9 protein-coding genes are annotated in these 11,034 nt (G+C 63.2%); 1 reads left to right on the forward strand and 8 read right to left on the reverse strand.

Annotation, left to right across the window (positions count from 1 at the left end; genetic code table 11):
- Positions 1 to 7: 7 nt before the first annotated feature.
- The 3 genes from JZ792_RS05240 to JZ792_RS05250 are packed head-to-tail and all read right to left on the reverse strand — an operon-like array spanning position 8 to position 2,963.
- Positions 8 to 946 carry a VOC family protein gene (locus tag JZ792_RS05240; RefSeq protein WP_216907381.1) on the reverse strand — a complete coding sequence of 313 codons (939 nt, stop codon included), beginning with the start codon at positions 944 to 946 and terminating at the stop codon, positions 8 to 10.
- On the reverse strand, positions 943 to 1,971 hold the full coding sequence (locus JZ792_RS05245) for an amidohydrolase family protein (RefSeq protein ID WP_216907383.1): 1,029 nt from the start codon (positions 1,969 to 1,971) through the stop codon (positions 943 to 945). Before JZ792_RS05245 ends, JZ792_RS05240 begins: the two co-directional genes overlap by 4 nt.
- The gene (locus JZ792_RS05250; RefSeq protein ID WP_216907385.1) at positions 1,971 to 2,963 is read right to left on the reverse strand and encodes a fumarylacetoacetate hydrolase family protein; all 993 of its coding nucleotides are present in this window, start codon (positions 2,961 to 2,963) and stop codon (positions 1,971 to 1,973) included. Before JZ792_RS05250 ends, JZ792_RS05245 begins: the two co-directional genes overlap by 1 nt.
- A 161-nt stretch (positions 2,964 to 3,124) precedes the next feature.
- On the opposite strand from JZ792_RS05250, the gene JZ792_RS05255 reads away from it, so the two are divergent.
- Positions 3,125 to 4,063 carry a LysR family transcriptional regulator gene (locus JZ792_RS05255; RefSeq protein WP_216907387.1) on the forward strand — a complete coding sequence of 313 codons (939 nt, stop codon included), beginning with the start codon at positions 3,125 to 3,127 and terminating at the stop codon, positions 4,061 to 4,063.
- Positions 4,064 to 4,065: 2 nt separating this feature from the next.
- Here JZ792_RS05255 and JZ792_RS05260 read toward each other — a convergent pair whose 3' ends face one another.
- From JZ792_RS05260 to JZ792_RS05280, 5 genes are all read right to left on the reverse strand, one after another.
- A complete protein-coding gene (locus tag JZ792_RS05260) occupies positions 4,066 to 6,018 on the reverse strand; it encodes a sensor histidine kinase (protein WP_216907389.1) in 1,953 nt (650 codons plus the stop codon).
- A gap of 47 nt (positions 6,019 to 6,065) precedes the next feature.
- Entirely contained in the window at positions 6,066 to 7,061 is a 996-nt protein-coding gene (locus tag JZ792_RS05265; protein WP_216907391.1) for a porin PorA family protein, read from the reverse strand.
- A 793-nt stretch (positions 7,062 to 7,854) separates the two neighbouring features.
- The gene (locus JZ792_RS05270) at positions 7,855 to 8,943 is read right to left on the reverse strand and encodes a Rieske 2Fe-2S domain-containing protein (protein ID WP_216907393.1); all 1,089 of its coding nucleotides are present in this window, start codon (positions 8,941 to 8,943) and stop codon (positions 7,855 to 7,857) included.
- A gap of 107 nt (positions 8,944 to 9,050) precedes the next feature.
- The gene (locus JZ792_RS05275; RefSeq protein WP_216907395.1) at positions 9,051 to 9,797 is read right to left on the reverse strand and encodes an IclR family transcriptional regulator; all 747 of its coding nucleotides are present in this window, start codon (positions 9,795 to 9,797) and stop codon (positions 9,051 to 9,053) included.
- A 35-nt stretch (positions 9,798 to 9,832) separates the two neighbouring features.
- Positions 9,833 to 11,026 (reverse strand): 4-hydroxybenzoate 3-monooxygenase, encoded by a 1,194-nt coding sequence (locus JZ792_RS05280; RefSeq protein ID WP_216907397.1) that lies wholly within the window; start codon positions 11,024 to 11,026, stop codon positions 9,833 to 9,835.
- Positions 11,027 to 11,034 lie beyond the last annotated feature (8 nt).

The following is an 11,034-nucleotide window of genomic DNA, read 5'->3' on the forward strand; positions in this document are numbered from 1 at the left end:
CGGGCACTCATACAGGCGGCGCGATGAAGAGCCCTCGGTCGACGTCGTTGAAGCTCTCCTTGGCGACGAGTTCCCCGAAGGGGTTGGCGGTCCCCCACTGGTCCTGGTTCTCCAACCGCGAAACGTCGTAGAGGCTCGGGTGCCAACTGTCCTCATCGAGCAGTTCCAACTCGGTGGTGTACTCCACGGTGTTGCCGTGCGGGTCGATGAAATAGCTGAAGGTGTTGTCACCCGCCGCGTGCCGGCCGGGCCCCCACAGCAACCGGGTCCCCGCACGCAGCAATCGTCCTGTGCCGCGCATGTATTCGTCGAGGCCGCGCATCTCGAAGGACACGTGGTGCAGGGATACGTGCGGCCCCTTCGCGATGGCCAAGCTGTGGTGCTGGGGGTTGCACCGCATGAACTTCATCATCTCGCCGAGATGCGGGTGGGTCAGCGTGTCGGTGAGCGCGAATCCCAGATGCTGCTCGTAGAACGCCTGCGTGCGCGACGGGTCGGGTGAGTTGATGACGACGTGCGACAGGCGCACCGGGATCGACTCCCGCTCCTCGATCCCGCGGTGCTGACGGAGGGCGACATCGGCCGAGATCTCGATGGTGCGACCGTCGATGTCGAAGAAGCGAAAACCGTAACCACCGCCGGCGGTGTGCAGGGTGTCGGGCTCGCTGATCAACTGGACATCGGCCCGACCGAGCCGCTCGGCCATCGTCTCGACGTCCTCGCGCGAGGCGACACCGTAGGAGATCAGGTCAAGCCGCTTCTCGGAGTCCTTGCGGAGCCGCACGATATATTGCTCCGGAGATCCCTCGGCGGCCAGGAACACGATCCCGTTGTCCTCGGCCACCGGGGTGAGGCCCCACAGGTTGGTATAGAACTCCCGTTGTGTGTCGAAGTCCGGAATGGCCAGGTCGACGTGACGCAGGTGGGTGATGAGCCGGTCGGTCATAGTTGCACTTCCTGAGGAAGGGTCGAGGTGGCGATATCCAGACCGAGAAGCCGGGCCGCGTTGCCACCGCGGATCGCCTCCATCACGGCGTCATCGAACCCAGTTGCCTCGAGACGATCGACCGGATCTTCGACGCCCATGTCGAACGGGTAGTCGGACCCGAGAGTCACTTGTGTCGGCCCCATCGTCGCCACGAGATGGCGTAACTGCTCGGGTGTATAGACCAGTGAGTCCACATAGGTTCGCCGCAGCAGTGCCGACGGCGCCTCGGTGGTCGTCCTGGCGTCGGGTCGGACCGACCACGCGTGGTCGGCCCGCACCATATAGCTGGTCAGGTAGCCACCCCCGTGTGCGGACCACACCTTCAGACGCGGGTGGCGTTCGAGCAGTCCCGAGAAGACGATTCGCGACAGCGCGAGCGCGGTTTCGGTCGGGTTCCCGACGCTGTTGAACAGGTAGTACGCGTTGAGGCGCGCGCCGAGCGTGCAGCCCCAGGGATGAATGAGCACGGCGACATCGAGTTCCTCCGCAGCTGCCCAGAATTCGGCCAGATCGGGATGGTCCAGCTCGCGGTCCGGACCGGCCGATGTCGAGATCTGCACGCCACGCATCGCGAAATCACCGACTGCGGCGCGCAACTGTTCCACGGCCAGATCCGGGTGCTGCAACGAGACGGTGCCGATCGGCAACAAGCGACCGGGCTCTCGCGCGCAGAAGGTGGAAACCCCCGCGTTGCCGACGGCGACGAGGCGAGTGGCCAGTTCACGGTCGGCCCATGCGTGCGGCAGCGGGACCGCGCTGACGGCCTGAATGTCCACACGAGCCGCGTCCATCGCTTCCAGACGCAGATCGAGACCGACGAGCCGGGGCCCGATGTCACCCATCTGTTCCAGGTTCACCGACAGGGAGGCCGGTCCGAGTGTCGCTCCATCGACCTTGCGTTGTTCGAGCAGACCCGGATGGCCTTCGATGAGGCTGTCGACCGCAGGGATCGCGAGGTGTGCGTGTACGTCGATGGTGACCATCAGCGCTCCTGCTCGTCGACGCAGCGGTTGCGCTGGGATCCGAGCCCACCGATGGTCGAGTCCATGACATCGCCCGCCCGGAGCAGCCTGCCGTAGGCCTTGCCGTTGCCCGCGGGACTCCCGGTCAGTACGAGATCTCCGGGCAACAGCGTGGCCACCTCGGAGCAGTGCGCGATGATCCGCGCGACGTCGAAGATCATGTCTTTGGTCGACTCGTCCTGCATGGTCTCGCCGTTCAACGTCAACACGATGCGAAGGTCGCCGGGGTCGGGTATCACCCGGCGCGGCACGAGCACCGGTCCCGTGGGCAGGAAAGTGGGGGAATTCTTCGCCGCGAGCCAGTCCGCGCCCAGAGCTGGGATGTCCTTACGGAAGATCCTCTCCCGCAACGTCAGATCGTTGACCATGGTCCACCCCGCAACGAAGTCGAGAGCTTCCTCGGGACGAATCCGCCGGGCGCGACGACCGATGACGGCGGCGAGTTCCAGCTCCCAGTCCGGTTCTGTACCGTCGGCCGGGAGCACTACCTCGTCGTACGCGCCGCAGATCGCACTCGGCAGCCCCTGGAAGACATAGGGCGGGTGCAGCAGACGCGCGTCCATCTCGGCGGCCGCGTCGGCACGGACCTGTTCGACGGTCCGACCGTCGGTACCGTCGTGGTGCGCGGCGGCGATATCGATGACGTGGGTTCGGTAGTTGGCACCGGCCTGAAAGATCTGACGTGGCTCCACCGGGCTCAGCACCTCGTGCGCGGACAACGGTTCCCACCCGTCACGCACCTGGGCGAGCCTGTCGAGTACAGCAGAGACATCATCCCAGTGATCCAGCAGCTCAGCCGTCGATGTAGGACTGCCGACCTCGGGTCTGGCGGAGAGATCGAGCACCCGGTCGCGGCGGACGAGAGCGGGAAAGACGCGCCCCGGACGATCCGACAAACGAGCCAATGCCCACTCGCCCGCGTGGTCGATCATGGTGATGCCGGTCGACTGCATATCTGACTTACTCCTATGTGAGTCGAGGTAACGCCTGCCACACGACCAGCATGTCCCCGTTCCACCGCTCGGCGGAAACGCTGTATTCGAATGTCGGGGTATCCAGCCGCGTTATGGCGGCGGTCACACACTGCCCACGGCGATTGCCTAGTATCCGGAATATGGAGTTGCCGAGCCTGGACCTGAATCTCGTGGTCGTGCTACACGCGCTCCTCGAAGAGCGGAACGTGACACGGGCAGGCCAGAGGGTGGGGCTGAGCCAGCCCGGGACCAGCGCGGCACTCGCCCGTCTTCGGCGGCACTTCCACGACCCCCTGTTGGATCGGGTCGGCACCAGATACGAGCTCACACCGCTGGCACAGGGGCTCTACGACCAGCTGGGCGAGACTCTCGACCACCTGCAGCGAGTACTGAAGGCACAGCCCCAATTCGACCCCGGCACCACCGGACGACGTTTCGTCGTCCGGTGCTCCGACGCGGTCCTGACCGTCTTGGCGCCGCTCATCGTGGCGGAAGTCGCGCAAGCCGCTCCCGACGTCGTCTTGGACTTCCGGACGATCGATCACACCTCAGTGACCGATCCCGTTCGGTCCCTGAGCGAGATCGACATCCTGATCGCACCGCGCGGGCTTTTCTCGGTTCCGGAGATGTCCAGCGTGGAGTTGTACGAGGACCGGTGGCTCTGTGCTACCTGGACAGGTAACACGCAAGTGGGCGAAGCCCTCACCATCGATGAGGTACGGCGGGCGCGATGGGTCATGCCGTATCAAGAAGTCCTCATGGCCTCGCCTGCCGACGCCGCGCTCGCAGCGCTCGGCGTCGATCGGCACTGCGCGGTCCGTGTCGAGAACTTCACGATCCTCGGTCAACTCGTCGTGGGCACCAACCTCCTGGTGCTGCTGCACGAGCGTCTGGCTTCGCGCTATACCAACACCGAACTGCGACGAGTCGAGCTACCCCAAGAGCTGGCACCCGTCACCGAGGTGGCGTGGTGGCACCCGTCGCGACGTCTGGACCCGGGGCACCGCTGGTTCATCGAGCTGATCCAACGAGCGGCATCGACCGTGGCGCGCATCCCGGTCGATACCGACTCTCCGTGAGGTCAGTGCGCACCCGGAGGGATCATCACCGATCCTTCCGGAGGAACCGCCGCTTCGGCGATCACGCCCGACGGTATCAACACGACGGCACGGATTCCGCCGTAGTCGGATTCGGTCAACCTGACCGCGACACCCTGGCGCATCGCGAGTCGGGCGACAACGAACAGACCGAGGCGAAACTCTCCGGACGCAGTCGCGAGACCGAAGGCGGGAGGGCTGGCCAACAGTGCGTTGCTTTCGTCCAATTCCGACCGCGACATGCCGAGACCCTGGTCGCTTATCTCCACCGCAACGCCCTTTGCGACCACAGCCCCCGACACGACAACCGGAGAAGTCGACGGGGAGTGGCCCGTCGCGTTGTCGACCAGCTCGGCGATCAGATGAACGATGTCTGTGACAGCACCGCCGACCACCTCGATGTCCGGCATACGCTTCGCGCTCACCCTCGTGTACTCGAGTGTCTCGGCGATGGCACTTCGTACGACGTCGATCAAGGGCACCGAGTTCCGCCACTGCCGACCGGGTTGCGCACCACCGAGGATCGTGAGATTTTCGGCGTTGCGCCGGGCACGAGTCGCCAGATGGTCCAGCTCGAAGAGCATCCCCAGCTGCACCGGGTCTTCGACCTGTCGTTCGGCCTCGTCGAGAACCTCGAGTTGCCGCCGCACGATGACCTGGCTCCGATGAGCTATGTCGAGGAACACCGCGTTGACACCGGCTCTGGTTTCCGCCTCTGCCGTCGCGGATCCGACCGCAGCGAGTTGCGCCCGGTTGAATGCCTCGGCGACCTGTCCGATCTCGTCGTCGCCGAAATCGAGCGGAACAATCGCGGTTGCCGGGTCGACCCGTTCGCCGTCTCCCAGACGGCGCACCACGTCGGGAAGTCGGATGTCCGCGAGCGCCAATGTGTCTCGGCGCAGTTGTTGCAACCGTCCGATCAGGCGGTTGGACAACAACAGTGCTGCAAGGAGTGCGACGAGGGTGATGCCGAGAACACCGCCCCCGAGAAAAAGGGCCTCACGAGCGGATTTGGCACCGAGTTCGGCTGCCGTTTGTTGGATGCGTTGGTTCTGTTCTCGCCAAATGGCCATCAACTCTGATTCGACCGTCGCGGCGGCAGCCGCCCACTCGCCCGCCGCGACGGGCCAACGGACATCTCCGGACGGGCCAGAACGACTTTCGACGGTTTGACCGTCGAGACCCGAGGTTCCTCGACCGAGGACAGCTTCCATCATGAGATCGAGCCGCCGCCACGATTCACTGCCGAGCACTGCCTGCAACCGCGTTCTCTCGAACGTATCGCCTCGGCGAATGATCTGTTGACTTTCGGTGTGATAGTAGCCGGTCACAGCCATGTACTCCGACAGTTGCGCGGCCGTCGAAGAGTCCCCGGGGAGTAACCCGTACGACAGCACGGCCGCGCCGCGGTCCACGAATTCCGCGACGCGAGACAGTGCCAGCGCTTGGGAAAGACGCAGTGCAGTCTCCGCATTGGGCGCTCGTCGGTGAGAGATCGATCCGACATCCATATAGGCGTCGATCACCCTGTTGTAGAAATTGTAGGCGTCTTCCTGAGACAACGTCCCCGCGTCCAGGCGTGCGCGGATATCGTAAATCTCTCCGAAGATGTTCCAGAACTCGGTCATCTCGGCCCCCAGGGCATCGGCATCGATATCTCCGAGAGAAGCCCCTATCGACTCCAGCATCTTTCGCAGATTGTCCACTTCCGATCGCGCGACCGTGAGACCGTAGGTGGCGGAATCGTCGCCGGCAATGCGCTGTATCGACTGCCGTCGCTCTTGTTGGAATGCCTCGATACCCGCGGCTATCGGCGGCGTGATCTGTTTCAACTGGATCGCCCAGTCCTCGGCGTGTATCTCCCTGTCCAGGAGATACACGGTGGCGCCGCCGCCCAGTCCTAATAGTGTGACGCACGGGATCAAAGCAATCACCACGATACGGAAACGGACCGAGAAGGTAGATCGTTTCAATTATCCCATTCCTATTTACGACGTCGATTGATCCCGAGTCCGCCCAGCACGAGAACAACTCCGATGAACCCGAGGACGAGCGGAGCGACAATTGTGACGAGAGTCAGCTTTCGACCAGCGGACCGAACCGTATCCACCGCGGCATTCCTGGAATCCTCGGTGATCTTCACATCGGTGACCATCATCGGCAGCAGGTCGATCGGCCGGTCACCCACCTGAGCGACCGCCGTTATGGTTTGCTGCTGCGCTCCGTCGACAGGCGAGCCGAGCTGTGTATCGACACCGAGCGTCAGTTTGCCGGACGAACGATACGTGATCGGGAGCATGTCACCGGCGGCGGGCAACGATGTCTCCAACGCATTCCGCGACTCGACCGACAGCACCGGCAGCATGAGTTCGACCACCGCTTTCGGGAGAACCGGCGGCAACGATTGCAGCAGCGCCGGGTCTGCGAGAGGCCCCTCCGTCGTCATGACATATCGCTTGACGTCGCGACCCGATATGGTGTCCGATCCGAGATACTTCGCCGGTGTCGGGTTCTGCGTATTCGCGTCCCACAGTTGCAACGAATCATCCGCCGGGGGATCGATCGGAAACGCGACGGTCAGACCTGAATGCTCCTCGACGGTCGCATCGGACGGTGCCGTTGCTCGTCCGAGGGAGTGCCGGTCGACGGCATAAACATGGGTGCCCTTCAAAGTCAAGCCATTGGGACCCGCGATCGCGCTTTCTTCATGGTAGATCGCCGTGTCCGACGTGGTCGAAGATATATACATACGTCGCTGAACGGTGATGGGGAGGTTTTCCAGCATCGCGTGAGAGACATCTCCCGCGGCCAGCGCTTCGGAGTTCAACATCGAGGCACGGCCTTCGTAGTTCATGGTGATGTCGAGGTTGCCGGGAAGTTTATCGAAGGCAGGCAACGCTCCGAAGTAGAAGATCGCGTCGCACGCCAATAAGATGACACCGACTGTAGACAGGACAGCGGCAGATTTACGGATTCTCATTTCCAACCTTTAACTTGAGATTCCCCCTCTTGTTGCAGGCCGCAACAGTAATCAGAACAATGCCGAAGAGTCAATACCATCCGTTTGATTTGTGACGAAAGTACAGCGACATACACAGAACAAACTCCACACGAAAGCCCCGAAACGGGGCAACGACAGGACATTTATGAATGAGCTACCGATTCGGGAATCCGACCAGGTTTCATCGCGGCATCACAATTCCACAGCGTTCATATCGACTATAGAAAATGCGGACACCGAAACATAGACCGGCCACACCATACGCCGATACGGACGGACCGATTCAGCCGACGAAGGACTCTCGTCAGCGATACGGGCGACACGAAACCCACAACTCGGGGCGAGCGATCATCGAAGATCTTCGGTGTCAGCGAGAAGAGGCACAGAGGTCCGACTGCCAACGATCGACTTCACAGGCAGTCACCGAGAGTCATAGCGACCCCGAAGACACTGGAGCACGTTCCATGACAATCACTTTCGATTCCCCGAACGCCCGCCTACCCAGTTGCGACTCCTTCCCGTAGCGCAATAGAACCGTAGTGTTGACTACGTTAATGGTGTGTCTCAACTCACCCAATGTCAATACTCACGCGGTGGTCCGGACCAGCACAGGCGTCGTCGAGGGGCAGGTCGGCGAGCTGGTGCCCGACCGGGTGGGCGAGCAGCCACTGCCACATCCGGCCCGGGTCGTCGGCGAAATGATCCGCACCGCAATGGCAGACACCGTGAAGTCGATCGGCGCCCGGATACCACTCGACGCGGTATCGAGTGCTCATGCCGTCACTTCGGAACTGTCTGGCGAGGCGAGTCGGGCCATCAGCCCCCGAGCCGCGAGTGCGCCGGTGTCGATATTGATCGACAACTCCTGATAGGTGCCGCCGACACGCTCCTCTTCGGCGATGACTTCTTCGACCAGGGCCAACGCGACGACATCCTGCATCACGACGGTGTGGTTGCTCTTGTGGAGATACTCGGTGACACCCTGGTCGTCGAGAGCGAAATCGCGTGCGACCATCCAGAAGTCGTGCACCGAGTGCTCCGTTTCCGGGGTCAGCGCGTACACGATCTCGGTGTGGAACGCACCGCCGTCTCGATCGGCGTCGCGTCCGGGTTCGTAGTCGTGCGGGGGGTAGTGTCCCTGCGGCGCGATGCGGCTGTGGAGCCGGTAGAGGCATGGTGGTTGGAACTCGATGTCCTGCCATCGTGTGATGCGACCGGTGATCCCCGTGGAATTCGCGTAGAACGGAGGGCATTCGGCGTCGTCCATGTGTCGGCTCACCCGGACCACGCCCGCGCCCTGGTCGACTTCGGTGGTGATCGGGGTTTCGGCCACTTCGGGTGTGCCGATGTAGCCGCCGTGCAGGTACGTTTCGTGGGACAGGTCCATGAGATTGTCCATCAACAGCGCGTGCCGGCCCTGGATCGTCTCCAGCCCACGGATGGTCGTCCAGCCTCGGTCGACCAGCCACGGTGCGCGTGGAATGGCGGCGGGATCGGCCTTGTCGCGATCACCGATCCATACCCATACGAACGAGTCCTGTTCCATTACCGGATACGCGGTGACGCGAGCGGTACGCGGAACGCGGGTCTGAGCCGGAACAGCCACGCAGACTCCGCCGCGGTCGTAGGTGAATCCGTGGTAGCCACAGACGATTCGGTCACCATCGACCAGTCGGGACTTCGACAGCGGGTACCTGCGGTGGACGCACCGGTCCGATAGCACGACCACGTGCCCGTCCTCGGCACGGAAGAACACCAGGGGCTCGTTGCATATGGTCCGGGCGAACAGTTCGTGGCCGATCTCCTCGCCGTAGGCGGCGACGTACCACTGGTTGCGGACGAAAGCGGTGGAAGGGCTCATTGTCGATCTCCTCGGGTTCCCCGACGACGCGCGTGCCGGGTGGGCTGTGTCACACAGCCTGTGGGCAGGATCGACGCGAACCAAGGTGTACTTCCGTTCGATGGAAGTCAGCGTCCGCCCAGACCACGGGTGATGTCGTTCGCCGCGGTCCGCACCGCCGGTGCCCACAGCGCACGACGCGTGTCACCGGCGGGCACGACAACCGACAACGCGGCGACGACATCACCGCCGGAACCGAAGATCGGCGCGGCGACGGAGTATCCGTCCAGGGTGATCTGGCCGTCGCTCACCGCCACACCGGTCCGACGTACTTCGGCGATCGCGTAACGCAGCCGTTCGGGCGTGGCTATCGTTTTGGGAGTGAACGCCACCATCGGTCGAGCGGTGATCTTTTCCACCAGGTCACTCGGGGAATGCGCGAGGATCGCCAGACCGACGCCGGTCGTCTGCATAGGCCAGCGCGCACCGACCCGGGTATGCACGACAACGGCCCCGCGCCCGGCCCGCAGCTCGACGTACACCACATCGGTGCCATCGCGGACGGCGAGTTGCACGTTCTGATGGGTGGCCTCGTAGAGGTCTTCGATGAAGGGAAGCGCCACATCCCGCAGCAGGCGGCTGCGAGGACAGTACGAGGCTATTTCGATCATGCGCAGCCCGATCTGATATCCGCCCCCGCCGGGTGCTCTGTCCAGAGCGCCCCAGGCAACCAGATCGACGACATAGCGGTACAAAGTGGTCTGCGGCAATCCGGTACGCACCATCAGGTCGGACAGTTTCAGCACCATATGAGTGCTGTCGAATGCCTCGAGCACCACCAGTGCCCGCATCAGTACCGAAGATTCGGCCGTCATCGTCGACTCCATCACGGGCGGTGGGTGAATGGTGCTCAGGTCGACGGCCAGCCCGTGTATGCCTCGGCGAGATAGCGTGACCCCGCCTCGGACGAGATCACCGAGTGCAGCTCTCCCAGTTGTCGTCGGGCGTCGAAGTCGCTGCTGTCGGGGTGTCGGTGCAGCATGGTGGTCATCCAGTAGGAGAAGTGCTGGGCCTTCCAGACGCGTTCGAGGGCGCGTGTTGTGTAGTCGTCGAGGACGCTCGAATCGTTGTTCCGTATCGCGCGTTCGAGTACCTCGGCCAGGATCCGCGCATCGGCCAGTGCCAGGTTGAGACCTTTCGCGCCTGTCGGCGGCACGGTGTGCGCGGCGTCTCCTGCCAGCACCATGGTGCCGCAACGCATCGGTTCCTGGACGAAGCTGCGGAACGGTAGAACCGTCTTCTCGATGATCGGCCCTTGCTTCAGGACGAATCCGTCTTCTCCCGCTACTCTGGCCTGCAACTCCGACCAGATGCGGTCGTCGGACCAGTCATCGACGTCTTCTTGTGCCGCACATTGGAAATACATGCGCTGCACCGATTCGGTGCGTTGACTGATCAGGGCGAAACCGCGATCGGAGTGCGCGTAGACGAGTTCGTTTGCGCTCGGGGGGGCTTGGGCCAGGATGCCGAACCACGCGAAGGGGTATTCCCGGAAGTACTGGTGGCGGTGTGCGGGTGGGACCTGGTTGCGGCTGAGTCCGCGCGAGCCGTCAGCGCCGACCAGGTAGTCGCACCGCAGTTCGTAGGCGATGTCGTCGGCGTCGGTGAAGCGCACGCGCGGCCGGGCATCGTCGATGCCGAGAATTTCCGTGTCGCGAACTCCGAATCGTATGTCACCACCATCGCGTGCTCGGGCGTCGGCCAGATCGGTGAAGACTTCGGTCTGGGGGTACAGCCAAGTCGACGCGCCGATCAATTCCTGGAAGTCGACTCGGTGATCGATACCGGAGAAGCGCAACGAGATGCCGGTGTGTTCGTGACCCTCGCGCAGCACTCGGTCCGAGACATTGGATTCGACCAGCAGGCGCACGCTGTCACGTTCGAGAATCCCCGCGCGCTGGGTGGTCTCGATCTGCTGTCGACTGCGCGTATCGATCGCGACCGACTCGATACCGGCCGACGCCAGCAGATGCGAGAGCATCAATCCGGCGGGGCCCGCGCCGACAATGCCGACCCTCGTCCTGATGGGGATGCGTCCGGCCATGGTTTCTT

The sequence above is a fragment of the Nocardia noduli genome (assembly GCF_019038455.1).
In the GTDB taxonomy this organism is placed as follows: Bacteria; Actinomycetota; Actinomycetes; order Mycobacteriales; family Mycobacteriaceae; genus Nocardia; species Nocardia noduli.

Coding starts and splice junctions, on each gene's coding strand:
- JZ792_RS05250 (WP_216907385.1), bottom strand. CDS start 2,963: ATGCAGTCGACCGGCATCACCATGATCGACCACGCGGGCGAGTGGGCA.
- JZ792_RS05265 (WP_216907391.1), bottom strand. CDS start 7,061: ATGAGAATCCGTAAATCTGCCGCTGTCCTGTCTACAGTCGGTGTCATC.
- JZ792_RS05275 (WP_216907395.1), bottom strand. CDS start 9,797: ATGACGGCCGAATCTTCGGTACTGATGCGGGCACTGGTGGTGCTCGAG.
- JZ792_RS05245 (WP_216907383.1), bottom strand. CDS start 1,971: ATGGTCACCATCGACGTACACGCACACCTCGCGATCCCTGCGGTCGAC.
- JZ792_RS05255 (WP_216907387.1), top strand. CDS start 3,125: ATGGAGTTGCCGAGCCTGGACCTGAATCTCGTGGTCGTGCTACACGCG.
- JZ792_RS05270 (WP_216907393.1), bottom strand. CDS start 8,943: ATGAGCCCTTCCACCGCTTTCGTCCGCAACCAGTGGTACGTCGCCGCC.
- JZ792_RS05240 (WP_216907381.1), bottom strand. CDS start 946: ATGACCGACCGGCTCATCACCCACCTGCGTCACGTCGACCTGGCCATT.
- JZ792_RS05280 (WP_216907397.1), bottom strand. CDS start 11,026: ATGGCCGGACGCATCCCCATCAGGACGAGGGTCGGCATTGTCGGCGCG.